The organism is Sphingopyxis sp. 113P3 (genome assembly GCF_001278035.1).
Taxonomy (GTDB): Bacteria; Pseudomonadota; Alphaproteobacteria; order Sphingomonadales; family Sphingomonadaceae; genus Sphingopyxis.
Window position 1 is genome coordinate 415,513 of the sequence record NZ_CP009452.1, and the last position, 24,450, is coordinate 439,962.

The following is a 24,450-nucleotide window of genomic DNA, read 5'->3' on the forward strand; positions in this document are numbered from 1 at the left end:
AACAAAGGAGACTTCCCATGCCCCAGATCGGTCAATTCTCGCGCGATGCATCCGGCTTCGCCGGTAAGCTTGTCACGCTCACCCTCAGGCGCGAACTCGTCATAGTTCCCGCCGAGCATTCCGACACGGAGAACACGCCGGACTACCGAGTCCATGTCATTGCGCATGACGGCCCGGAGGTGGGCGCGGCGTGGAAACGCACCGGCGAGAAGGCCGGCGAATATCTCTCCGTCCTGCTCGATGACCCCGTCTTGCCGCAGCCGATCCGCGCCAACCTCTTCCGCGACGATGATGCCGGATCGTCATGGTCGCTGCACTGGACGCGCCCGAAGCCGCGCGAAGAACGGGACTGAGGCCATGCGTCGTCCTGTTATTATGGCGCTCGCAACACGTATTCCTTTGTTCGCGGGAAAGCCGTCTCATTCCTTCGTCCCGCTCGACCACAAGTCGGCCGGCGCGCGCAGCGAAGGTCAAGGGCGGCCGCCGGCCGGCGCCTCGCGCGCACCCTTGACCGCAGCGAGCACGCTGGCGGGCTGGCGGTTCGGCGGAGAAAGGCGGGCACGGCGCTATGCCGTTGCACTGACTGTCGGCGTTCTTGCGCTCGGTGCGGGACTGGCGACCACGCTAGCGCAGTCTGCGCCGGTCGCACGCGCCGTCGTCGCCGATCAGCATGGCGATCATATCGCCGAGGCGGCGCAGCGCTTCGGCATTCCCGAACACTGGATTCGCGCCGTGCTGCGCGCCGAAAGCGCCGGCGACGTGCGCGCGATCTCGGGGGCCGGCGCAATGGGACTAATGCAGGTCATGCCCCACACCTGGGCAGGCCTGCGCGTCCGCTACCGTCTCGGCCGCGACCCCTACGATCCGCGCGACAACATCCTCGCAGGCACCGCTTATCTGCGCGAAATGTGGGATCGCTACGGCAATGTCGCGGCGATGCTCGCCGCCTACAATGCCGGTCCCGGCCGCTATGACGAGCATCGCGTCACGGGCAGACCGCTGCCCGCTGAAACCCGCGCCTATATCGCCGCGCTCGCACCGGCACTTGGCGGCACGGTCGCGGCCGGGACGCCGGAGAAGCAATCCGCACCGCCGCCCGATTGGCGCGATGCACCGCTCTTCGTCATGCGCCCGAGCGACAGGCGGAGCACCGATCCAGTACAGACGATCGGCACATCAGGCGACGCCCGACCGACCGTTCCGGTGCGCGAGAGCCGCGATGCGGAGCCGCGTGACGGCAGCATGTTCGTCGCGCGGGCCGACGCCAGGAAAGCGCCATGAGGACGGCGTTCCCGCGTCTGCTCGCGTTGGTTCCGGTGTGCAGTCAGGCAGGGTCGCGCCTGGCTGCATGCCCCGCAGGAAAGGCAGAAAGGTCAGAGAAGGCGGAGGGCAAGATAAAGGAAACCGGCACCATGCGGCTGCGGTTTCAGGGTAAGCCCTTGTCTGCACACTGCTTTGGATCGGCGCTGACGGCACCTTCATTGTCGCCCCTGCGTGCCGCGCTGGCACGCAAAGCCTTGGCTTTGCAGGGTTTCGAGCGGCACCATAGCCCGAAATCGGGCCTTCTCGGCGGCTTCGGCAGCTTGTGGCCGGAGGCGCGGCTTTGAGCGACGACGGCGAATTCCGCTTCCGCCCGAAGCCCGGCCGCATCCGCGCCGACACGCCGAAGCTCGGCAGGACCAAGAGCTTTCTCACCCAGGCGAAGAAGCTGGCCCGTCAGCAGAGCAACAGCCCGCCGCGATCATCGTTGCAGCGCGCCCGCTCGCAAGCATCGACCAAGAGCGGCAAGGCTTCGCGGGCGAGCGGCGGGCCGGGTCTGAAACGAGGACGCGGCGCGGCCTTTGTGCACGCCCGAACGCTGTCGGGCGGCTGGAAGCACAGCATGCCCGGCCAGCGCCGAGTCGTCGTCAAGACACGCTACGTCCAGGGCGCGGGCAAGAACGGAAAATCCGCCGCCCATCTGCGCTACATCCAGCGCGACGGCACCTCGCGCGACGGCGAGCGCGGCCAGCTCTATTCCACGTCCGAGGACCGCGCTGACGGCGCTGCCTTCGTCGAGCGCGGCGAGGACGATCGCCACCAGTTCCGCTTCATCGTTTCGCCCGAAGACGGCGCGGACCTCTCCGATCTCACCGCCTTCACGCGCGACCTCATGGCCCAGGTCGAAACCGATCTCGGCACGCGGCTCGATTGGGTCGCGGTCAATCACCACAACACCGGCTATCCCCATGTCCATGTCATCGTGCGTGGCAAGGATGAGCTGGACGAAAACCTCGTCATCAACGGCGACTATCTCGCCAACGGCATCCGCGAGCGGGCGAGCGATCTGGCGACGCTCGAACTCGGCCCCGTCACCGAGAGCGAGCAGAGCCGCAAGCTCTCGGCCGAGATCAGCCAGGACCGCTTAACCCGCATCGACCGCGCCATGGCCGGGGAAGCCGAGGACCGCTTCCTCGACCTGCGCCATGAGCCGGCCGATCATCGCCGCCAGTTCGACCGCACGCTCCGCCTGCGCCGTCTCGGCAAACTGGAGAGGATGGGCCTCGCCACTGAGCACGCTCCCGGCGTCTGGGAATTGAGTGAGCGCATGGAACCGGCGCTGCGCGAGCTGGGCGAGCGCGGCGACATCATCCGCAATATGCACAAAGCGCTGAAGGCCGACGGACTCGAACGAGATCCGATGACGTTCCAGATTCACGACGCCGGGCCCGAAGCCCCGATCGTCGGCCGCGTCGTCGACAAACATCTGACTGACGAGCTGGGCGAGAACCTGACCATCGTGGTCGACGGCATCGACGGCCGCACCCATCACCTTCCGGGTATCGACCCGGCCCGCGTCGAGGACGCCCGGATCGGCAGCATCGTCGAGATCAGCCCGGCCGAGACCGCGAGCCGCCCGTCCGACCGGACCATCGCGGCCATCGCCGAGGACGGCGTCTATCGGCCGAGCCGCCATCTCGAACAGGCGAAGTTCGAGGGACGCGTGCCGGGCGGCGACTATAAGGGTTATATCGATGCGCATGTGCGCCGGTTGGAGTCACTTCGCCGCGCCGGGATCGCAGAGCGGATCGACGCCGACCGGTGGCGCATCCCCGAGGACTTCGAGAGCCGCGCCGCCGCCTATGACGCCGGCCGCAACCGGCGGGCCAATATCCGCATCCTCTCCGCCGCCCGGCTCGAAAACCAGATCGGCGCGGACGGCGCGACCTGGCTTGACCGCCAGCTGGTCTCGGCGGACACATCGGATCTCGCCCCGTCCGGTTTTGGTCAGCAGGTCCACGAGGCGATGGATCGCCGCCGCGACCATCATATCGACCGGGGTGATGCCGTCCGCCAGCCCAATGGCGGCATCGCCTATCACCGCAACCTTCTCGCCACGCTGCGCGAGCGCGAGGTTGCCCGCGTCGGCAGCGAGCTGGCTGCGACCAAGAGCCTGCCGTTCCGCGCCGCCGCCGATGGCGAAACCGTCGCCGGCAAGTTCACCAGGACCATCCAGCTATCGAGCGGCAAGTTCGCCGTGGTCGAGAAATCCCACGAGTTCACCCTTGTTCCATGGCGGCCGGTTATCGACTGCCAACTTGGCCGCGAGGTTACGGGAGTCGTGCAGGGCGGTTCAGTTTCGTGGCAATTGGGAAGGCAGAGGGGACTGGGGATTTAATGGCAAGATTAACTACAGAAGCCCCGACTTTTCCTCACTACACGGCAATGCCTGCACGCTTACGCGCCGAGATCACGATACCGAGTGCGAACGTTGCCGCAATGCCACCAATCAGAAACACCGACGCATAGCCCGATCTATCAGCCAACAATCCGACTGCCGGTCCCGTCACGGCATACGCAAGGTCTTGGAAGGCCGCGAATCCGCCAAACGCTGTCCCACGTAGATGAGGCGGCACCAGCTTGGCGACTTCAGCTCCCATCGCCGGGAACACCATCGAACAGCCAAGGCCCGTCAAAAGGGCACCGGCCAATGCAGGATATGGGCCAGGAGCTATCCACAAGAGATACTGGCCGCCCGCTTCAACAATGAGCGAAACGGCAGCGACAGGCGTTCCACCGATCCGATCTGGCAGGTGACTGCAACACAGCCGCACCGCAACAAAACCAACGCCAAAGAAGGTGAGGCTCCAACCTGCATAGGGCCAGCCACGGCTTAGAAAATAGAGGGACGAGAAAGCACCCAGGCCGGCAAAACCAATGCCTTGAAGACCTAGAGCCGTGCCCGGACGCCAAATGCGACCGATTATCCGCCAGAAGGACTCCCGTTGACCCGCATGCGGTGCCACCGCTGGCAGCCGATAGATGGCAGCTAACCCGACGAGTGGCAGCACCGTGCAGGCAACCATCAGCCAAGCGAAGCCGAGCCTATTCAGGAGCGCAAGTCCCAATGGACCACCCGCTGCGTAGGCACCGTACATACCGACGCCAACGAGCGACATGACCCGGCCAGTTCTCGCCTGCCCCATCAGCCCAATGGCCCAGCTTATCATGCCCACATTAGCAACGCTCTCGCCGACACCAAGCAGAAGGCGCCCGACGATCAGCACCGCGTAGCTGCCGCCCATGGGAAGTTGAGGCCAACTCGCGGTGAAGCAGATCAGCCCGGCCGCAGCATAGAGGAGCAGGCCACGCTGCATACAATGTTTGCCTCCGAGTCGATCAACATGGGCTCCAGCCCAGCCACGCGTGAGGATCGTCGATACAAAGGTAATCCCGACAGCTAGCCCCCCGTAGGCGTTATCCAGCCCCAGGCCATGCACGACGTGGACCGGCACCGCCGGCAACGACATTGCAACAGTAAGATACGAGAGAAACAATGCCGCTGTGAGGGCCAGAACCCGGCGATAAGCTAATTCGGGCTGTTCAACATCGGACATGGGCACGCACTCACCAGCAGGGTTGATTTGATTCTAGTTTGCTAGCATACTAGCTCCCATGGCTAGCGAAGATGTCAAGCAGTTCAACGTTTACCTCCCGGTCAGCCTGATCCGAGAGGTCAAACATCATGCGATTGAAGCCGAAATGTCGCTCTCGGCGCTCGTTGCCGACGCGCTACGCGCGTATCTGAACGAGAAAATCAACAAGAGAGGCGATCTTCCGCGCAGCCAAAACAGACGTAGAAATGGAGATGAACAATGAAGACCGAAGGTGTGAAAGCAATCTTCCTGACGACCCATAATTGGGGAAAGTCCGCAAAGTTCTTTCAGTCCCTGGGATATGAACTTGACTTCGAAACCGATCATAATTCTGGACAACTGCGCAACGAGGCAGGCCCGTATCTTTTCATCGCAGAAGTGCCAGAGAACGAGCAGCCTGCCATCCAAATGGTGCTAAAGATTCGAGATGGCGAAACCCTTGACCTTGACCCCCCGTTTGAAGTCGTTTCGCCGTTCGCAGACACCCATTGGGGTACGCGGGAAATGACCGTCCGCGATCCGGATGGGCGGACCTGGAGCCTGGAAGCCCCAGCACAGACAAAAGCCGGCGCATCAACATGATGCAAGGCAAGGCGAACTTGGCGCCGGAGAGCACGGCAGAACGTACCGCGCTGTGGCGTGCCCTGCACGTCGAGATCGATGCAGCGCCTCACGTCTTTGAGGACAGGGTTGGGCTTCGCCTTCTGGCGCCCGGCGCGGAGTGGCGGCGTCGTCCCGACATGGATCCCGATTTTACAAAGACCTTTCGTGCGTCGATGGTTGCAAGAGCGAGGTTTGTCGAAGATCTGGTCATTGAACAAGCCGATCGCGGCGTTGCGCAGTATGTCATTTTAGGTGCCGGTCTCGACACCTTCGCCCAACGAAGGACAGACGTTGCGTGTCGGATGCGCATCTTTGAAGTCGATCAGCCGGCGCCCCAGGAATGGAAACGCCAACGGCTGACCGCGCTTGGCTATGGCATTCCTGAATGGTTGCGCTTTGTCCCGGTTGATTTCGAAGCAGGAGGCTCTGTCTGGCAGGCACTTGCGGAGGCGGGCTTCGATGCGAAGCAGTCGGCCATCATAGCTTCCACCGGCGTCAGCATGTACCTGACGAAAGAAGCAACTCTGGCAACTTTCCGTCAGTTCGCGGCGCTTGCGCCAGGATCGACACTCGCCATGACGTTCATGTTGCCGCTCTATCTCATGCCGCCTGATGTTCGGCTACAGCTTGGGCAGGCGCTCGAGGGTGCACGCGCAAGCGGAACACCATTCATTAGCTTATTCGCGCCTGAAGAGATCACGGCCATGGCTCGGAGCGCCGGCTTTCAGGATGTTCGGCATGTCCCCCCGTGCGCACTTGCACAACGCTACTTCACGAACCGGAAGGATGGCTTGCAATTATCGAGCGCGGAAGAGTTCTTGGTCGCGAAGACCTAGAACTCTGGTTGACGAGGCCCTTTCAGCCAGTCTTCAAACTCAGACAGGCTGGTTACGCCGTATTCGAGTACAGCTTCATAAACTTGAAAGCTGGACGGGCGTCTACCTGAACAGGAACCGTTCGCCAGCGCGGTTTTGATCGCCAAAATCGACTGGCGAGCGGAAGTGGTCAGCTTTGGCGGAATTGTGCGAAGATGTTTGAGATCAGGCTGCCTCTCCGGCTCGTCGACAAACCAGATGTCGAAGGTCCAGTCTCGGCCGGTGTCGTCGCGATAGGTTACCCCCAGATACAAGCCATCGGGATATTCTTCGACTGCACTGTTCCAGATGCCTGTATCATTGCGGAAACGCACAGAGCCTATAGAAGCATGCATGGCCAGCTTCCCGCCAAGTTCAACCACCGCGCGGTGCACCTCCTCATCCAGCTCTTTGCATATAACGGTGATGTCGATATCGCGGTGAACCATCAGACCCAGCGCGGAACTCCCCACGCGCGTCGGACTTCCGATATCTGACAGCAAATTGTCTAACCCAAGCGCGTCTACTATTGCGTCCGCTTCGGCCTGCAAATTCGCTTGATGAATGAGTAATTCTGATAACCCATCAGTTTTCGACATCTATACAACCCCTTTACCGCTTATCAGCGCTGTCGTTTTGAGTTTCCAGGTTTCTAAGGCTTCTAACGAAATCGCTCGCAATCTCGGCGCTGCGTTCTGTAAAATCTATGAGCAGGTTCAATTCTGCCGTCGAGTAGCGGTTAAACAGACGTTCCGTCGCCGCCTGGAGAGGATGATAGATCGCTGCGAGTTCGCCTATGTTCTCGGGCCGCAGCCGGACGTAGACACGTCGACGATCTTGCGAATCACGCTCACGAGTGACGTAACCGCCCTGCTCCAACCGATCGATCAGGCTCGTGACGGCTCCGGTGGTCAAGCCAGTATGCCGCGCCAGATCGCCTGCGGTGGCACAACCGCGTAATTGAATGAGGTCGAGGCACTCAAGGGCTGTAGGCGTGAGGCCGACTGCGTCGGCGACTGCCTGGCTAATTAAGGTGCTTTGGGCGCTAGCTATCCGAAGCGCTACGCCAAGCCTCGTCATCTGGTCCGTCCGCTGCTGATTTGACTCCGCCATCAAAGTCCCTTAGCAATCAAGATAATTGGCCATCAAGTTATCACAGTTGGAGGCATCCGCAATGCACGGCGTGCTCGCTCCCTTCGCAGCCTTTACCGCGCTTGCTCTTGCCGCCGTAAGTCTAGGCGGCGCGTTGTACGAGTGCCTGTTGGTAGATCGGATATGGCCTGCGAATATTCACTTGATCCAGCCGGAACAGGGTGGGCTCAACCGGAAGCTCTTCTGGATGCCTGTGCACTTTGTCTTTGAGTTCACCCTCATCGCCGCCTTGTGGCTGGTCTGGGCACATCCATCTGCACGCCTGTGGCTTTTCATTGCAGCGGCAAGCCATCTCCTGATGCGTGCCTGGTCAGGTGTCTATTTCATCCCCCGCGCGATCGAGTTCGAACAGACGAACCAAATGACGCCGGCTATGCAGGAGAAAGCAAGGAGATGGGTGCGGCTGAGCATTTGGCGCGTACCTCTAGACTTTGCGACACTCCTAGCGTTGTGTGGCGCAGTCAGTGCCCTGCTGATTAGCCAATAGCTGCATGCCGGACCTCTTTGATCTTATTCTCCCGGAGAAAAATAGCATGATCGACATGACGACAATGGTTACGTACTGCGCAGTTGTTCTAGGTTTTGTCTTTATTCCGGGGCCAGCTACGCTGCTCACCGTGGCGCGGGCTACAACTTCTGGAACGAAGGTCGGGATCGCCACCGGAGCCGGGATTGCCGCTGGCGACCTGGTACACACGCTCATGGCCGTGGTCGGTATCTCGGCAGTCATAGCCGCCTCTGCCATGCTGTTCAGTATCGTCAAATATATCGGCGCTGCCTATCTCATTTATCTCGGCATACGCGCGCTTCTGGAAAAAACCTCTGTCAATCCGTCGGCTGGCGCAGTGCGGATCTCCGCTGGTCAGGCTTTCAGTCAGGCAATTTTGGCGGAAGTCCTTAATCCCAAGACAGCGTTGTTCTTTCTTGCATTCCTCCCGCAATTCGTGCGGCCAGAGAACGGGTCGATAACGCTTCAACTCATCATTCTGGGAATCATCTTTGTCGGCCTAGGCCTCGTCAGCACAATCGTATTCGCCGTGGGCGCGAGCGGACTTGGCAATTTCCTGCGCCGGAACCCGTCGGTGATGAAATGGCAAGGGAAAGTGGTCGGCTGCGTGTACTGTGCTCTAGGGGTTCGACTAGCCCTTCAAGAGCGGTAGGACCTATGCCGCTTCAGCTTAAATGCCCGCAAGTGCAGCACGCCGGCGAGCCGCTCGATCGCCGGACCAATTTACTGCCGGGGTTCCTTCAGCAGGTGGCGGAGCCCCGCACGGGCCGGCCGCAAGTTCGCATCCGCATGCTTCATCCAGCGCAAAATCACGGAACGCCATCAGCCGTTGGTCTGTAGCCAATCCCTCCGGCCATGTGAGCGCATATACGTGGGACGCGAGCGCCTTGACATTGTCACCATATGGCCGAACCAGACGACCGGCCTCCAGTTCCGCATTGATCATCGGTGAACGACCTAGAGCGACGCCCAAGCCATCGATAGCCGCGGAAAGCGCAACGCCATAGTGGCTGAAGCGGAGCCGTGGCTGTGTGTTATCGGCGCTCACTTTCAGCCGCTCCAGCCAATACGACCACGCCAACGCTTGGTCAGGCGCGGGGTCCTCCTCGATTAGCGTATAACCAGTCAGATCAAACTGCTTGTCTGCCCTAGGCTGCTTCAGCAAGATCGGGCTACAGACAGGATAACTTTCTTCCCGGAAGAGAAAAATCTCGTTGTCCGTCGGCGACTGATCGGCCGGGTGCGAAACAATCGCTGCATCAAGCCCGTCGCGAACGAAGTCTGGCGAGCGATGATCAAGCATCGACAATCGTATCTCAATATTTGGGTGCAGAGTGGCGAAGCGACCAAGGCGCGGCACGAGCCACCACATCGCAAACGCTGTGGGGACTGCGATCGTGAGGATGCCCGACTGATTACGATACCGAATCCGGTCTGTTGCTGCCAGGATCACATCAAGCCCGGCACGCACCGCCTCTAGCAGGATCTTCCCATCCTCGGTGAGTTCAATGCCGGGATTATGTCGCCAGAAAAGCGGGACACCAAGAAACTCCTCAAGCGCTTTGATCTGATGGCTAACGGCGCTTTGCGTAATCGCGAGGTCTCTTGCAGCCAGCGTGAAACTTCCCTTTCGTGCGACAGCTTCGAACGTTCGCAACGTCGGCAGCGGCGGGATTGAACGATACGAAACTCCAGACCCGTTCCACATGACGCTATCCCCTATATACCGGAGAGCTGACGAGAACGACCGTATTAGCGGAATTCATGAGATCGTTAGAAATGCTCATTTGCTCATCCATTTATTGAAGATCAAAATTATCCCCATTCATGGAATTGCTGCAAGTCCGGCGGGGAACACCCGAAAGACAGCGCGTCACGGATTACGGGTGGGGAGGAACGACACGTGACATCTCCGCTCGGTCAAGCGGCCGAACGATGGAGACTTGAATTGTCAAACAAGGGAAGTTGGGCTGCACTCTTTAGTGGGCGTTCCGCATTTCAGGCCGTTGCACTGTCTGGCGGCGTCGGTCTGCACGCCGTCAATGTCTATGTGGCAACGACCATACTGCCATCGGTGGTGCGGGATATAGGCGGCCTTGATTACTACGCATGGAATACGACCCTTTTCGTGGTCGCCTCCATCATTGGTTCTGCTCTCTCCGCACGCCCATTGCAATCTTTCGGCCCACGCGGGGCTTTCGGACTCGCGCTTCTCATTTTCACAGCCGGTTCGCTTCTGTGTGGCGTCGCCCCTTCCATGCAAATCATGCTTGTGGGACGTACTCTCCAGGGGTTCGGCGGCGGACTGGTATTCGCGCTCTCCTATGTGATCATTCGAATTATCTACAGCGAGGCGCTGTGGCCACGCGCAATGGCCTTGGTTTCTGGAATGTGGGGTGTATCAACGCTATTCGGCCCGGCTCTCGGAGGAATATTTGCAGAGTTGGACGTATGGCGAGCTGCATTCTGGGCAGTGGCGGGCGTTGCAGTCCTGCTGCTCCTGTTGGCTCTTGCGGTGCTACCTAGGCGAAGCCAAGCCGACGGTGAACGACACCCGATCGCTGTTTTTCAGCTCGCACTTCTCGCCGCAGCAATCCTCGCAATCTCTGTTGGCAGTGTTTCGAATGAGGTCCACCAGAACTTTATCGGAATCGCCATAGCCCTTGGCTTGGTTACGATTCTTGTCGTGGTGGAGGCCCGCGGATCCACGCGACTTTTTCCTCGCGGAGCCCTTAATGTCTTTTGCCCGCTGGGTGCAGCCTATGCTGCTCTTGCCCTACTGGTCTTCTCAGTCCCGGGCAGCGAAATCTTTGTGCCCTATTTCCTTCAGGTCCTTCACGGCGTCTCCCCGCTAACCGCAGGCTATCTCGCCGCCATAATGGCAGCAAGCTGGACGCTGGCTCAAATCGGAGGCTCTGGCCTGCGGGAGGGCGGCGCGCGCAAGGCAATCCTTTTCGCGGCTCCAATCATGATTGTCGGATTTATCGGTCTGGCATGGCTGACCCCGATACAGAGCAACATAGACGTCGGGCTTCTTTCGGCGATTGTCTTGGCTCTGTTGCTTGTGGGTTTCGGGGTTGGCTTGGCATGGCCACATCTTCTGACACGAGTTCTGCAAGTTGCACCGGGAGACGAACAAAACCTCGCAGCCTCCGCGATCACGACGATACAGCTCTTCGCGACTGCGCTTGGGGCCGCGGTCGCAGGCATGATCGCCAATCTCGCCGGCCTGACGGAGCCGGGAGGAGTAGCTGGCACCGCCGCCGCCGCCTACTGGCTCTTCCTACTCTTTGCCATAGCGCCGCTTCTTGCGATCCCGGTGTCGATTTCGATCACGAGGGGGATGCAAGCGAAGCAGCCAGGGGAACGGCAGAACTAAGCCGTAGCCAATCTGGGTCGTCTTAGCGCTCATCATAGGTAATCAGAAGTCATTGAAGGGAGGCGGCGAAATGCGTCGACGTCGGCTTGGTGAGCCCGACAGTAGGCAGTTATTATATCGGAGGCGCATCCCGATAGTCGCCTTAATTCATTCATCAGCCGTCGCTCAGCATCTCAGCTTTCATCGGGCGGCACAGGCACTAGGCACCAGCCAATCGAGCGTGAGTGCACGAATCCGGGCGCTGGAGGAAGAACTTGGCATCGTGCTCTTTGACCGCAACACGCGAGGCGTCCGCCTGACTGAAGCCGGGCGGCGCTTTATCGAGCAGATCGATGATGCCATGAGCATACTGGATCATGCGATCAAAACCGCCGGGATGCATGCGAGCGGCGAGGAAGGCAATCTTCGGATCGGCGTATACGCCCTTGCATCGGGCGGCTTTCTCGACAGGCTGCTGGTACGGTTCCACGGTAAGCATCCGGGGGTCCGTCTGCATATTACCGAAGGAACGGCACGCGACGCACAGTTCATGTTGCGCGAACGTAAGCTTGATGTGGCTTTTATGGCCGGCGACCATGAAATCCCCGACCTTCATTCCCGCGTCGTAAGGCGTGACCGCCTGATGGTCGCGCTGCCGTCAAAGCACCGGTTAACCACAGAACCGGAGGTCGAATGGCGGCAACTTGCTGAGGAAACCTTCCTCGTTCGCCATGGTGGCACTGGCCCGCAGGTCCATGACCTAGTCGTGGCGCGCTCGGCCGGGAAATGGCTGACACCCCCAATCCACCGCATCGATGTTGGACGCAGCGCGCTCTTGTCGATGATCGGCGCCGGGCATGGCGTCTCGCTCTTCGCCGAGGAAAGCATCGACACCCGCACTGGGAACGTCATCTTCCTGCCAATCCGGGACGAACCTGAAACCATCGCCTTCTCGGCAGTCTGGTCGCCGCGAAACCGTGATCCGGCGCTTTTGAACCTGCTTACTCTGGCGACAAAAATGGGCCGCCGACATCCGAAATGTGATTCACAGTAGTTCACCGCAAACTATGCCGGAACAGTGCTGCCGCCACCCATCCTATACGCCGCCGACACTATCCGACGGCCCTCCGGCCTCATCTCTACTGTTGCGCCTCCCGGAAACCGCCATTCTCTGATCGGCTCCAACATTTTTGCCGATTGGAGCCTGTATGCGTGGAGGCCGAATCCTCTGGGGTCAGATTGCCGTCGTCCTGACCATCGTTCTCGTGATGACCTGGGCCGCGACCGAATGGACTGCCTGGCGTCTGGGATTTCAGCCTCAGCTTGGAAGCCCTTGGTTCGAGCTGGCGGGATGGCCGATCTACTATCCGCCCGCCTTCTTCTGGTGGTGGTTTTCCTACGACGCCTACGCGCCGGCGATCTTCGCCGAGGGCTCGATCATCGCTGCATCCGGCGGCTTCATCGCCATTGCCGCCGCCATCACCTTGGCCGTCATTCGGGCGCGGGAAGCCCGCAACGTCGCCACCTACGGCTCCGCGCGCTGGGCCGAGGATAAGGAAATCCGCAGCGCCGGTTTGCTCGGTCCCGATGGCGTCGTGCTCGGCAAATACGAGCGCGACTATCTGCGCCATGACGGTCCCGAGCATGTGCTATGCTTCGCTCCGACCCGCTCCGGCAAGGGCGTCGGCCTTGTCGTCCCGACCCTGCTCACCTGGCCGGGAAGCTGCATCATCCATGACATCAAGGGCGAGAACTGGACCCTGACGGCGGGCTTCCGTGCTAAGCACGGTCGCGTCCTGCTTTTCGATCCGACCAACGCGAACTCCTCCGCCTACAATCCGCTGCTGGAGGTCCGGCAAGGGGAATGGGAGGTCCGCGATGTCCAGAACATCGCCGACATCCTGGTTGATCCCGAAGGTTCGCTCGACAAGCGCAATCACTGGGAAAAGACCAGCCACTCTCTACTGGTCGGGGCGATCCTGCATGTCCTCTATGCCGAGAAGGACAAGACGCTGGCGGGCGTCGCCAACTTCCTTTCCGATCCGCGCCGCCCGGTGGAAGCGACCCTGCGCGCGATGATGGACACGCCGCATCTCGGCGAATCCGGCGTGCATCCCGTCATCGCATCGTCGGCGCGCGAGCTGCTGAACAAATCCGACAACGAACGCTCCGGCGTACTCTCGACCGCCATGTCATTCCTTGGCCTCTACCGCGATCCCGTCGTCGCCCGCGTCACCGCCCGCTGCGACTGGCGCATTGCGGATCTCGTCAGGGGCAAGAGTCCCGTCAGTCTCTACCTCGTCGTGCCCCCGTCGGACATCAACCGCACCAAGCCGCTGATCCGCCTGATCCTCAACCAGATCGGCCGCCGGCTTACCGAGGAGCTGACCGCAAGCGGCAAGCGCCACCGGCTGCTCCTGATGCTCGACGAGTTTCCGGCGCTCGGCCGTCTCGACTTCTTCGAGTCCGCGCTTGCCTTCATGGCGGGTTACGGCCTCAAGGGCTTCCTGATTGCGCAGTCGCTAAACCAAATCGAGCGCGCTTATGGGCCGAACAACGCGATCCTCGACAACTGCCATGTGCGCGTCAGCTTCGCGACTAACGACGAGCGCACCGCCAAGCGCGTGTCGGACGCCCTCGGCACCGCAACCGAACTGCGCGATTCCACCAACTATGCCGGCCACCGGCTTTCGCCCTGGCTAGGTCATCTGATGGTCTCGCGGCAGGAGACGGCCCGGCCGCTGCTAACGCCCGGCGAGATCATGCAGCTCCCGCCCTCCGAGGAAATCGTGATGGTCGCGGGTACGCCGCCGATCCGCGCCATCAAGGCGAAGTATTTTGAGGACGCGCGCTTGCAGGAGCGGATCATCACGCCGCCGAAGCTGGCGGCTGCTTCCGCCAATACCGCCGCAACGGATGACTGGTCCGGCCGCGTCGTCGCGACGGCGGGCCACTCCGGCGCGGACAGCGTCGACGCCGACGATCCCGCCAATGCAGGAATCCGCCGCGAGCCGGAATTACCCGAGCATGAAGAAATCCTGCCGCCGCCGCTATCGCCCGCCCGGGAGTTCGAGCTTCTGGACGACGAACCCGATGTCGACGCCGCCAAGGTCAACGCGATGCGCGCCCGTATGCGAATGGTCGCCCGGCAAGCCGCGCTCGATCCTGGCGACGGCATAGAACTTTGAGGATCACGCAATGACGACCCGCACCCGCATGAACGTCTATTTCGACCCGGCCTTGCTCAAGCAGGTCGAGGCGCTGGCCCTGCGTCGGAGCATCTCCAAATCCGCCATCGTCGAAGCCGCCGTAGCGTCCTTCCTCTCTGGCGACACGGCCGAAAAGCTGGAGGCAGCCATGTCGCGCCGCCTTGACCGGCTCGGCCGTCAGATCGACACGCTCGACGAGGATCTCGCCGTGCTCGGCGAAGCCGTCTCGCTGTTCATCCGATACTGGCTGATCCTCACACCGCCGCTACCCGATGCCACACAGGCATCGGCTCGCGCCAAGGGCGCAGAACGCTTCGACGGTTTCTTGCAGTCGCTCGGCAAACGGCTGGCAACGGGAGACCGGTTCCTGAAAGAGCTTTCGCGCGATGTTGAGTCGGTTCCGGCTGGCGGCGATGTTAGTGCCCCGCAGATGAATGGCGACGCGGCCGAATAGACAACCCCTCCTATTCGCCGCTGTTGGCCGCCGATCCCCGCACGGCCTTCGATACTTGTTGAAACGGCCTATTTTCAGGCTCTTTTAATCGACCCTGATCCGGGGACCGTCTGTTGCGCCTCGTGGAGAAACGGGGCCGAAATGACGACCAGCCATCAAAAACCGGAAGCCATCGCTCGCGGCGCGCGGATGCTGCGCACGGCGCTCGGTCCCGCCATCGCGCGCTTCCTGGAAGACCCTGCCGTCGTCGAGGTGATGCTGAACCCGGACGGGCGCATCTGGATCGACCGTCTTTCCGAAGGACTTTCCGATACGGGCGAAAGGCTGTCAGCCGCTGACGGCGAACGCATCGTGCGCCTGGTCGCCCATCATGTCGGCGCGGAGGTTCATGCGCGCAGCCCCCGCGTCTCGGCCGAACTGCCCGAGACAGGAGAGCGGTTCGAGGGGCTTTTGCCCCCTGTGGTGGCGGCGCCGGCCTTCGCCATACGCAAACCCGCCGTCGCCGTCTTCACCCTCAACGATTACGTCGCCGCTGGAATCATGTCGCCGGATCAAGCCGTGACGTTGCGCGAAGCTGTCGCGGCGCGCGCCAACATCCTCGTCGCGGGCGGCACCTCCACCGGCAAGACCACGCTCACCAACGCGCTGCTGGCCGAAGTGGCAAAGACGCAGGATCGCGTCGTCATCATCGAGGACACCCGCGAGCTGCAATGCGCCGCTCCCAATCTGGTGGCGATGCGCACGAAGGATGGCATCGCCACGCTTTCCGATCTGGTTCGGTCCTCGCTGCGTCTGCGCCCGGATCGTATCCCCATCGGCGAGGTGCGCGGATCGGAAGCGCTCGACCTCCTCAAAGCGTGGGGAACGGGGCATCCCGGCGGCATCGGCACGATCCACGCCGGCACCGGCATCGGCGCGCTCCGTCGCCTTGAACAGCTCATCCAGGAGGCCGTCGTCACCGTCCCGCGCGCGCTGATCGCCGAGACCATCGACCTCGTGGCCGTCCTCGCCGGCCGCGGCTCCGCGCGCCGGCTCGCCGAACTCGCCCGTGTCGGAGGGCTTGGCTCGGACGGGGATTACCGCATCAGCCCTGCAACCCCCACCAATGCTGGAGACCCTTCATGATCCGCATTCCCATGCGCGTGCGTCGCACCGTCGCGACTGTCGCCGCCGTCGCCTATGTCAATCTCATCCTCGTTCCCGCCGCCCATGCCTCCGGCTCCTCCATGCCGTGGGAAGCGCCGCTCCAGAAAATCCTTCAGTCGATCGAAGGCCCCGTCGCCAAGATCATCGCGGTCATCATCATCATCGCGACGGGCCTGGCGCTGGCCTTCGGCGACACGTCCGGTGGCTTCCGCAAGCTTATCCAGATCGTCTTTGGTCTGTCGATCGCCTTTGCCGCGTCTAGCTTCTTCCTGTCGTTCTTCTCGTTCGGCGGCGGGGCGCTCGTCTGATGGCGGTCGCCTTCGAGCAACTGGACGTGCCGGGATTCACCGTCCCGGTTCACCGCGCGCTGACCGAGCACATCCTGCTCGGCGGTGCGCCGCGCTCTATCGCGATCCTCAACGGGACGCTGGCCGGGGCCGTGGGCCTCGGCCTGCGCCTCTGGCTGGTCGGCCTCCTCATCTGGGCCGTCGGCCATTTCGCGGCGGTCTGGGTCGCCAAGCGCGATCCGCTCTTCGTGGAAGTCGGCCGCCGGCATCTCCGTATCCCCGCCAACCTGTCGGTCTGAGAGAGGCGCACATGATGAACCTTGCCGAATATCGCCGCAGTGCCAGCCGCCTTGCCGATTTCCTGCCGTGGGCCGCGCTGGTCGGCCCCGGCGTCGTCTTGAACAAGGATGGCTCGTTCCAGCGCACCGCGCGCTTCCGTGGCCCCGATCTCGACAGCGCCGTCTCCGCCGAGCTGGTCGCGGTGGCCGGCCGCATCAACAACGCCTTCCGCCGCCTCGGCTCGGGCTGGAGCATCTTTGTCGAGGCACAGCGATCCGAAGCCGCGACCTATCCCGACAGCCAATTTCCCGATCCGGCTTCCGGCCTGGTCGATGCCGAGCGCAAGGCCGATTTCAAGGAAGCCGGCGCGCATTTCGTGTCAGGCTATTTCCTAACCTTCCTCTATCTGCCGCCGGCCGAGGAAGCCGCCCGCGCCGAAACCTGGCTGTATGAAGGCCGTGAGCGCGCCGGCGTCGATCCGCACGAGATCCTGCGAACCTTCGTGGATCGCACCGACCGCGTGCTGGCGCTGCTCGACGGCTTCATGCCGGAATGCCGCTGGCTCGATGATAGCGAGACGCTGACCTATCTGCATTCGACCGTCTCCACGAAGCGCCATCGCGTCCGCGTGCCGGACGTGCCGATGTATCTCGATGCGCTGCTCGCCGATCAGCCGCTCACCGGCGGGCTCGAACCGCGCCTCGGCGGCGAGCATCTGCGTATCCTCACCATCATCGGCTTTCCGACCGTGACGACGCCCGGCCTGCTCGATGATCTCAACCGGTTGGCGTTCCCGTATCGCTGGAGCACCCGCGCGATCCTGCTCGACAAGACCGACGCGACCAAACTGCTGACCAAGATCAGGCGGCAATGGTTCGCCAAGCGCAAGTCCATTGCCGCCATCTTGAAGGAGGTGATGACCAACGAGGCGTCCGCCCTCGTGGATACGGACGCCGCAAACAAGGCGGCCGACGCCGACATGGCCTTGCAGGAGCTCGGCCAGGATGTGGCGGGCATGGCCTATGTCACCGCGACCATCATCGTCTGGGACGCCGATCCGCGTCTCGCCGACGAGAAACTGCGCCTCGTCGAGAAGGTCATTCAGGGCCGCGACTTCACGGCCATGATCGAAACCGTCAATGCCGTCGATGCCTGGCTCGGCTCATTGCCCGGACATGCCTACGCCAACGTCCGCCAGCCGCCCATCTCGACGCTCAATCTCGCCCATATGATCCCCCTGAGCGCCGTATGGGCGGGGCCGGAACGGGACGAGCATTTTGGTGCGCCCCCCTTGCTTTACGGCAAGACCGAAGGTTCGACCCCGTTCCGGTTATCCCTTCATGTCGGAGATGTCGGCCACACCCTCGTCGTCGGCCCGACAGGTGCGGGCAAGTCCGTGCTGCTCGCGCTCATGGCCTTGCAGTTTCGGCGCTACGACCGGTCCCAGGTCTTCGCCTTCGACTTCGGCGGTTCGATCCGCGCCGCAGCACTCGCCATGGGCGGCGACTGGCACGATCTCGGCGGCGGGCTGACCGAGGGGTCCGACGGTTCCGTTTCGCTCCAGCCGCTCGCCCGCATCCACGACACCTACGAGCGCGCCTGGGCCGCTGACTGGATCGTGGCGATCCTGATGCGCGAAAGCATCGCGATCACGCCGGAGGTGAAGGAGCATATCTGGACGGCGCTGACCTCGCTCGCTTCCGCGCCGGTCGAAGAGCGCACCATCACCGGCCTCAGTGTCCTGCTCCAGTCCAACGATTTGAAGCAGGCGCTCCGGCCTTACTGTGTCGGCGGAGCCTATGGCCGGCTGCTCGACGCCGAAGCCGAACATCTCGGCTCGGCCGCCGTGCAGGCGTTCGAGATCGAAGGGCTTGTCGGGACGGGCGCCGCGCCCGCCGTTCTATCCTACCTGTTCCATCGCATCGGCGACCGGCTCAACGGTCGTCCGACCATGCTCATCATCGACGAGGGCTGGCTGGCGCTGGATGACGAAGGCTTTGCCGGCCAGCTCCGCGAATGGCTGAAGACGCTGCGCAAGAAGAACGCCTCCGTCATCTTCGCCACGCAGTCCCTTTCCGACGTCGACAATTCGAGCATCGCGCCGGCCATCATCGAAAGCTGCCCGACGCGGCTGTTGCTCCCCAACGAACGCGCGATCGAGCCGCAGATCACCGCGATCTATCGGCGCTTCGGTCTGAACGACCGCCAGATCGAAATCCTCGCGCGGGCGACGCCCAAGCGGGATTATTACTGCCAGTCTCGGCGCGGCAATCGCCTGTTCGAGCTGGGCTTGAGCGAGGTCGGTCTCGCGCTCTGCGCCGCATCCTCCAAATCCGACCAGACGCTGATCGCGAACCTCGTCGCCGAACACGGGCGCGAAGGGTTCCTTGCCGCGTGGTTGCGCGCCCGCAACGCCGGATGGGCGGCCGATCTCATCCCGAACTTCCCCCAAGCCGAAAAGGAGACCATGCCATGAAGACCCGTACTTTCCGCTCGCGCGCCGCCATCCTGGCCGCAACCATGCTGGCCGTTTCGCCCGTCCTGGTGACGCAGCAGGCCCATGCCTTCGGCTTTGGCCGCATCGTCTATGACCCGACGAACTATGCGCAGAACGTCCTGACCGCTGCACGCACCCTGGAGCAGATCACCCATCAGATCACCTCGCTTCAGAACGAAGCGCAGATGCTCATCAATCAGGCGAAGAACCTCGCCAGCCTGCCGTACTCCGCGCTCCAGACCTTGCAGCAGAACGTCCAGAAGACCCAGCAACTTCTCGGGCAGGCGCAGAACATCGCCTTCGACGTCCAGAAGATCGATCAGGCGTTCCAGAGCCAATACGGCAATGTCTCGCTATCCGCCACTGACGCGCAACTGGTGGCGGGCGCACGCGACCGCTGGAAGAACACCGTCGGCGGCTTGCAGGACGCCATGCGCGTGCAGGCTGGTGCTGTCGGCAATATCGACAGCAACCGCGCGCAGATGTCGGCGCTGATCGGCCAGAGCCAGGGCGCGACCGGCGCATTGCAGGCCGCGCAGGCCGGGAACCAGCTTCTCGCCCTCCAGTCGCAGCAGCTTTCCGATCTCGTCGCGCTCCTCGCCGCCAACGGCCGCGCCGGGGTGCTAACCGAAGCCGAGCGTGCGGCCTCGGCCGAACAGGGCCGCGAACAGCGCCGCCGCTTCCTGACGCCAGGCTCGGGCTATCAGCCCGGCAACGCGCAGATGTTCAACAGCGGCAATTGATCGCCAGTAAGGAAGCACCGTCATGGACGGCAAGATGCTGGCCCGGCTGGGCGCAATCATATTCGTTGCGGTCGCCATCACGGCGACCGCGTTTGAGATGATCCGCAAGGAAGAGGCGCCGGCACCCACGCCGGCCAGCCTTCAACAGCCCGCGCGTGACCCGCTGCGCGAAGGGCAGCGCCGGTGCCAGCAGCTTGGCCAGAAGGCGGCGGATGACCATGACTGCCTGCGCGTCTGGGCCGAAACCCGCGACCGCTTCCTCGGCCGCACGCCTGCGCCGTCCTCGCCCCTCCAGATCGAGGGGCCATGAACCATGGGCGGCGCTGGCGTCATCGACAATTTCCTTGGGGTCTTCACCCGCTATATCGACTCCGGCTTCGGCCTGTTGTCGGGCGAAGTCGCCTTCATCGCCACCACGCTCATCGTCATCGACGTGACGCTGGCCGCGCTGTTCTGGTCCTGGGGTGCCGATGACGACATCATTGCGCGCCTCGTCAAGAAGACTCTGTTCGTCGGCGCCTTCGCCTATCTCATCGGCAGCTGGAACAACCTGGCGAAGATCGTCTTCGACAGCTTCGCCGGGCTGGGGCTCAAAGCGAGCGGAACCGGGTTTTCGGCCGCCGACCTGATGCGCCCTGGCAAGGTGGCGCAAACCGGCCTCGATGCCGCCCGGCCGCTGCTCGAATCCATCTCCGATCTGATGGGCTGGGTCGCCTTCTTCGAGAACTTCATCCAGATCGCCTGTCTGCTCTTCGCCTGGGCGCTGGTCATCCTCGCCTTCTTCATTCTGGCGATCCAGCTTTTCGTCACTCTGATCGAGTTCAAGCTTTCGACGCTCGCGGGCTTCGTTCTGATTCCGTTTGGCCTCTTCGGCAAGACAGCCTTCATGGCCGAACGCGTGCTCGGCAACGTCATTTCCTCCGGCATCAAGGTTCTAGTGCTCGCCGTCATCATCGGTATCGGCTCGACGCTGTTCAGCCAGTTCACCGCCGGGTTCGGGGGCGTGACCCCGAGCATCGACGACGCCATGGCCGTCGTGCTCGCCGCACTCTCGCTCCTCGGCCTCGGCATCTTCGGCCCCGGCATTGCTTCCGGCCTGGTTAGCGGCGGTCCGCAGCTCGGGGCAGGTGCTGCCGTTGGAACCGGCCTTGCCGCGGGGGGCATGGTCTTGGCCGGTGCTGGCGCTGCCGGTCTTGCCGCCAAGGGCGGCGCAGCCGCGCTTTCCACCGGCGCTGCCGCCGTGCGTGGCGGCGCGACCGCAGCCGGCGCGGCATCCGCCGCCTTCAGCCTCGGTTCGCTCGGCCAATCCGGTGCAGCAGTTGCCGCATCCGGCATGGGCGGCGTCGGACGCGCGGCAGGCTCCGCCGCCATGTCGCCGCTGCGCCGTGCAGTGGCCAGCGTGAAGTCCAGCTTTTCCGACGGCGTGAAAAGCGGCTTCGGCGTCACTGGCGGTTCTTCGACCATGGGGACAGTCGACGGGTCCGTCGATGCCGCGGCCGACGCTTCCGCCACCCACACCGCCAAGGGCCAGCCCGATTGGGCGAAGCGAATGCAGCGCTCGCAGCGCCTTTCGCACGGCGTCCAGACCACGACCCATGCCGTCCGCTCCGGCGACAGCCGCAGCGGCGGCTCCTCAGTCAACCTCTCCGAAAGTGACCGCTCATGAACCTGTTTCGACGACCCGCCGCCCATTACGGCAAGACCCCGCAACCCGAGACCCCATACCAGAAGGCCGCCCAGGTCTGGGACGAGCGTATCGGCTCGGCCCGCGTGCAGGCGAAAAACTGGCGCACTATGGCCTTCGGCTCGCTGGTTCTCTCTGGCGGCTTTGCCGCTGCACTCGTCTGGCAGTCGGTGCAGGGAACCGTCGTGCCTTGGGTGGTGCAGGTCGACAAGCTTGGCCAGGCCCAGACCGTCGCGCCGGCGACCGCCGACTTCCGCCCGACCGATCCGCAGATCGCATGGCATCTCGGCCGCTTCATCGAGCAGGTCAGGTCCATCCCAGCCGACCCGATCATCGTCCGCCAGAACTGGCTTCGCGCCTATGAGTGGACGACCGATCGAGGCGCGGGCGCGCTCAACGACTATGCCCGGACCAATGACCCCTTCACCAAGGTCGGCAAGCAGCAGATCGCCGTCGACGTCTCCAGCGTCATTCGGGCTTCGCCCGACAGCTTCCGCGTCGCCTGGACCGAACGGCATTTTGAGAATGGCCAGCTCTCCGGCACGGAGCGCTGGACCGCGATCCTCACCATCGCCGTGCAACCGCCGCGTGACGCGGAACGCCTGAAAGCCAATCCGCTCGGCATCTACGTCAACGCCATCAACTGGTCGCGGGAGATGGGCCAATGAACCGCGCGATCCGCAAACCTGCAATCGTGGCTGTGATGCTCTCGGCGACCATGCTCGCCGGCTGCGCCTCCACCAAGCCGCCGCAGATTAGGTACGACAACAGCGTGCCGCCGCTTCCGGCCATTCCCGCAACGGTGACGGGTGAGCGGCTGAAGCCGATCCATGTTCCGCCGGCCTGGACCGTCGCGCGCGGCGGCACGGTTGGGGCGACACCGACGGCGCGCGTCGAGAATGCCAATGCCGCCGCCCGTGTGCAGCCGCGCCGCGAGGGCTACTTCAACGCCATTCAGGTCTATCCGTGGTCGGAAGGCGCGCTCTACCAGGTCTATGCCGCGCCTGGCCAGATCACGAACATCGCGCTCGAACCCGGCGAAAGCCTGACCGGCGCCGGACCGATCGCCGCCGGCGATACAGCGCGCTGGATCATCGGCGATACCGAATCCGGCTCTGGCGTCGCCCGCCGCGTGCATGTGCTGGTCAAGCCGACGCGCGCCGACATCACCACCAATCTTGTCATCACCACCGACCGGCGCACCTACATGATCGAGCTGCGCTCCGGCGAGAAGCCCTATATGCCGGCCGTCGCCTGGGCCTATCCTCAGCCGGCAGGTGGCGGGCGTCAGGCCATTCCGGCAACGCCGGTCATTCCGGCCGTCGCCGCACGCAACTATCGCTATGGCCTGACCGGGTCCAGCAATCCGCCGTGGAAGCCTGTCGCCGTCTATGACGACGGCCGCCGTGTCTATGTCGAGTTTCCGCGCGGAATCGTGCAGGGTGAAATGCCGCCGATCTTCGTCATCGGCCCCGAGGGCGAAGCGCAGATCGCCAATACCCGCATCTACCAACACATCCTGATCGTGGATCGCCTATTCGGCGCGGCCGAGCTGCGCCTTGGCGCGGGCGACAAGCAGCAGACCGTCAGGATCGTTCGCACCGATGGGAGGCCGCAGTCATGACCGAAGCCGAATCCAATGCCGCTCCGATGCGCCTGCGTGCTGAAGCGCCCCGCGTCACGCGCCTGTCGCGCAAGATGCTCGCCAGCGTCGCGGCTGTCGCTCTGGTCGGAATCGGTGGCGCGCTGATCTACGCGCTCCAGACGCGCGGCCCCAGTGATGGCGGGGAAGAACTCTATTCCACGTCCAACCGGCAAACCGCCGACGGTCTCGCCGGCCTGCCTCGCGACTATAGCGGCCCCGCCCTCGGGCCGGCGCTGCCCGGCGATCTCGGCGGCCCCATCTTGAGCGCTCAGAATGCCGGCCAGCCCGTCGCGCCTCCCGTCGTACCGACGCCCGGCGTCGACGAGGCCGAGCAGCGCCGCCGCGCCGAGGAAGAAGCGGCGCGCCTAAGCACCGTCTTCTTCCAGTCGCGGCAGGGATCGACGGCAGCGACAGCCAGCACGATGCCGGGCTTTGCCGGCTTCGATCCAGCCAGCGCGGCGGGACAGCCGACTGCGCAGGACAAGCAGCTTGCGTTCCTCAATGCGGCGGCTGACCGGCGCACCGTGACGCCTGATCGCGTCACGCTGCCGGCATCGCCTTTCGTGCTGCAAGCGGGCGCAGTCATCTCGGCCGCGCTCATCACCGGCATCCGCTCCGATCTCCCCGGCCAGATCACGGCGCAGGTCACGGAGAACATCTATGACAGCCCGACCGGCAGCATCCTGATCGTGCCGCAGGGAACGCGGCTCATCGGCCAGTACGACAATGCCGTGCAGTTCGGCCAGCGCCGCGTGTTGCTCGTCTGGAACCGCCTCATCATGCCGAACGGCCGCTCCATCGTTCTCGAGCGCCAGCCGGGCGCGGACACGCAAGGCTATGCAGGCTTGGAGGATGGCGTCGATTACCACTGGCGGGATCTCGCCAAGGCCGCCGCGCTCTCGACCCTGCTCGGCATAGGCGCGGAACTCGCCACCGACGACAATGATCGCCTGATCCGCGCCATCCGTGACGGCGCGCAGGGTACGGTCAATCAGGCCGGTCAGCAGATCGTCCAGCGTCAGTTGCAGGTCGCACCGACGCTGACCATCCGGCCCGGCTTCCCAGTCCGTGTCATCGTCACCAAGGATTTGGTGCTCGAACCCTACAGGAGCTGA

General features: G+C 63.2%; 27 protein-coding genes. 23 read left to right on the forward strand and 4 right to left on the reverse strand.

Annotated elements, in window-relative coordinates; translation table 11 throughout:
• Positions 1-17 precede the first annotated feature (17 nt).
• The 4 genes from LH20_RS01815 to LH20_RS23645 all read left to right on the forward strand — a co-directional run bounded on the left by LH20_RS01815 (position 18) and on the right by LH20_RS23645 (position 3,658).
• Entirely contained in the window at positions 18-353 is a 336-nt protein-coding gene (locus tag LH20_RS01815; protein ID WP_053552755.1) for a DUF736 domain-containing protein, read from the forward strand.
• 4 nt (positions 354-357) lie between these two features.
• Positions 358-1,281 carry a lytic transglycosylase domain-containing protein gene (locus LH20_RS01820; protein ID WP_053552756.1) on the forward strand — a complete coding sequence of 308 codons (924 nt, stop codon included), beginning with the start codon at positions 358-360 and terminating at the stop codon, positions 1,279-1,281.
• Entirely contained in the window at positions 1,278-1,607 is a 330-nt protein-coding gene (locus tag LH20_RS01825; RefSeq protein WP_053552757.1) for a hypothetical protein, read from the forward strand. Before LH20_RS01820 ends, LH20_RS01825 begins: the two co-directional genes overlap by 4 nt.
• 818 nt (positions 1,608-2,425) lie before the next feature.
• Positions 2,426-3,658: a DUF3363 domain-containing protein gene (locus LH20_RS23645; RefSeq protein WP_083455544.1), complete on the forward strand. Its 1,233-nt coding sequence runs from the start codon at positions 2,426-2,428 to the stop codon at positions 3,656-3,658.
• 37 nt (positions 3,659-3,695) lie between these two features.
• Here the strand turns inward: LH20_RS23645 and LH20_RS01835 are convergent, their stop codons facing one another.
• Positions 3,696-4,877 (reverse strand): MFS transporter, encoded by a 1,182-nt coding sequence (locus tag LH20_RS01835; RefSeq protein ID WP_053552759.1) that lies wholly within the window; start codon positions 4,875-4,877, stop codon positions 3,696-3,698.
• 58 nt (positions 4,878-4,935) lie between these two features.
• Here LH20_RS01835 and LH20_RS01840 point away from each other — a divergent pair, with 58 nt between their 5' ends.
• From LH20_RS01840 to LH20_RS01850, 3 genes are read left to right on the forward strand one after another with little or no spacing between them, the layout of a single operon-like run.
• A complete protein-coding gene (locus tag LH20_RS01840) occupies positions 4,936-5,139 on the forward strand; it encodes a ribbon-helix-helix protein, CopG family (RefSeq protein ID WP_053552760.1) in 204 nt (67 codons plus the stop codon).
• Positions 5,136-5,498, forward strand: coding sequence for a glyoxalase (locus LH20_RS01845; protein ID WP_053552761.1), 363 nt, complete (start codon positions 5,136-5,138; stop codon positions 5,496-5,498). The genes LH20_RS01840 and LH20_RS01845 overlap by 4 nt, the downstream gene beginning before the upstream one ends.
• Positions 5,495-6,355, forward strand: coding sequence for a class I SAM-dependent methyltransferase (locus tag LH20_RS01850; RefSeq protein WP_235527081.1), 861 nt, complete (start codon positions 5,495-5,497; stop codon positions 6,353-6,355). The genes LH20_RS01845 and LH20_RS01850 overlap by 4 nt, the downstream gene beginning before the upstream one ends.
• Here the strand turns inward: LH20_RS01850 and LH20_RS01855 are convergent.
• The gene (locus LH20_RS01855) at positions 6,352-6,972 is read right to left on the reverse strand and encodes a hypothetical protein (protein ID WP_053552762.1); all 621 of its coding nucleotides are present in this window, start codon (positions 6,970-6,972) and stop codon (positions 6,352-6,354) included. The genes LH20_RS01850 and LH20_RS01855 overlap by 4 nt on opposite strands.
• Positions 6,973-6,985: 13 nt before the next feature.
• Positions 6,986-7,486 carry a MarR family winged helix-turn-helix transcriptional regulator gene (locus LH20_RS01860; RefSeq protein ID WP_053552763.1) on the reverse strand — a complete coding sequence of 167 codons (501 nt, stop codon included), beginning with the start codon at positions 7,484-7,486 and terminating at the stop codon, positions 6,986-6,988.
• A 61-nt stretch (positions 7,487-7,547) separates the two neighbouring features.
• Here LH20_RS01860 and LH20_RS01865 point away from each other — a divergent pair, with 61 nt between their 5' ends.
• Complete coding sequence (locus LH20_RS01865; RefSeq protein ID WP_053552764.1) at positions 7,548-8,012, forward strand: hypothetical protein; 465 nt, start codon at positions 7,548-7,550, stop codon at positions 8,010-8,012.
• Between the two features lie 46 nt (positions 8,013-8,058).
• Entirely contained in the window at positions 8,059-8,685 is a 627-nt protein-coding gene (locus LH20_RS01870; protein ID WP_053246099.1) for a LysE family translocator, read from the forward strand.
• 18 nt (positions 8,686-8,703) lie between these two features.
• Here LH20_RS01870 and LH20_RS01875 read toward each other — a convergent pair whose 3' ends face one another.
• Entirely contained in the window at positions 8,704-9,741 is a 1,038-nt protein-coding gene (locus LH20_RS01875; RefSeq protein ID WP_083455244.1) for a LysR substrate-binding domain-containing protein, read from the reverse strand.
• Between the two features lie 195 nt (positions 9,742-9,936).
• Here LH20_RS01875 and LH20_RS01880 point away from each other — a divergent pair, with 195 nt between their 5' ends.
• From LH20_RS01880 to LH20_RS01945, 14 genes are all read left to right on the forward strand, one after another.
• The gene (locus tag LH20_RS01880; protein ID WP_200905416.1) at positions 9,937-11,412 is read left to right on the forward strand and encodes an MFS transporter; all 1,476 of its coding nucleotides are present in this window, start codon (positions 9,937-9,939) and stop codon (positions 11,410-11,412) included.
• A 70-nt stretch (positions 11,413-11,482) separates the two neighbouring features.
• A complete protein-coding gene (locus LH20_RS01885; RefSeq protein ID WP_144423487.1) occupies positions 11,483-12,445 on the forward strand; it encodes a LysR family transcriptional regulator in 963 nt (320 codons plus the stop codon).
• Between the two features lie 154 nt (positions 12,446-12,599).
• On the forward strand, positions 12,600-14,579 hold the full coding sequence (locus tag LH20_RS01890) for a conjugal transfer protein TraG (protein WP_053552767.1): 1,980 nt from the start codon (positions 12,600-12,602) through the stop codon (positions 14,577-14,579).
• 10 nt (positions 14,580-14,589) lie between these two features.
• Positions 14,590-15,054, forward strand: coding sequence for a CopG family transcriptional regulator (locus LH20_RS01895; protein WP_053552768.1), 465 nt, complete (start codon positions 14,590-14,592; stop codon positions 15,052-15,054).
• A 141-nt stretch (positions 15,055-15,195) separates the two neighbouring features.
• Positions 15,196-16,179, forward strand: coding sequence for a P-type conjugative transfer ATPase TrbB (gene trbB / locus LH20_RS01900; protein WP_053552769.1), 984 nt, complete (start codon positions 15,196-15,198; stop codon positions 16,177-16,179).
• Positions 16,176-16,508 carry a TrbC/VirB2 family protein gene (locus LH20_RS01905; RefSeq protein WP_053552770.1) on the forward strand — a complete coding sequence of 111 codons (333 nt, stop codon included), beginning with the start codon at positions 16,176-16,178 and terminating at the stop codon, positions 16,506-16,508. Before trbB ends, LH20_RS01905 begins: the two co-directional genes overlap by 4 nt.
• Positions 16,508-16,786, forward strand: coding sequence for a VirB3 family type IV secretion system protein (locus LH20_RS01910; RefSeq protein ID WP_053552771.1), 279 nt, complete (start codon positions 16,508-16,510; stop codon positions 16,784-16,786). Before LH20_RS01905 ends, LH20_RS01910 begins: the two co-directional genes overlap by 1 nt.
• A gap of 11 nt (positions 16,787-16,797) precedes the next feature.
• Positions 16,798-19,242, forward strand: coding sequence for a conjugal transfer protein TrbE (trbE, locus tag LH20_RS01915; protein ID WP_053552772.1), 2,445 nt, complete (start codon positions 16,798-16,800; stop codon positions 19,240-19,242).
• Positions 19,239-20,006, forward strand: a complete 768-nt coding sequence (trbJ, locus tag LH20_RS01920) for a P-type conjugative transfer protein TrbJ (RefSeq protein WP_053552773.1) — start codon at positions 19,239-19,241, stop codon at positions 20,004-20,006. Before trbE ends, trbJ begins: the two co-directional genes overlap by 4 nt.
• A gap of 22 nt (positions 20,007-20,028) precedes the next feature.
• Positions 20,029-20,316: a putative entry exclusion protein TrbK-alt gene (trbK-alt, locus tag LH20_RS01925; RefSeq protein ID WP_053552774.1), complete on the forward strand. Its 288-nt coding sequence runs from the start codon at positions 20,029-20,031 to the stop codon at positions 20,314-20,316.
• Positions 20,317-20,319: 3 nt separating this feature from the next.
• Positions 20,320-21,672, forward strand: a complete 1,353-nt coding sequence (gene trbL, locus LH20_RS01930; protein ID WP_053552775.1) for a P-type conjugative transfer protein TrbL — start codon at positions 20,320-20,322, stop codon at positions 21,670-21,672.
• A gap of 2 nt (positions 21,673-21,674) precedes the next feature.
• A complete protein-coding gene (gene trbF, locus LH20_RS01935) occupies positions 21,675-22,358 on the forward strand; it encodes a conjugal transfer protein TrbF (protein ID WP_442800457.1) in 684 nt (227 codons plus the stop codon).
• Positions 22,355-23,314, forward strand: a complete 960-nt coding sequence (gene trbG, locus LH20_RS01940) for a P-type conjugative transfer protein TrbG (protein ID WP_053552777.1) — start codon at positions 22,355-22,357, stop codon at positions 23,312-23,314. Before trbF ends, trbG begins: the two co-directional genes overlap by 4 nt.
• A complete protein-coding gene (locus tag LH20_RS01945; protein WP_053552778.1) occupies positions 23,311-24,450 on the forward strand; it encodes a TrbI/VirB10 family protein in 1,140 nt (379 codons plus the stop codon). Before trbG ends, LH20_RS01945 begins: the two co-directional genes overlap by 4 nt.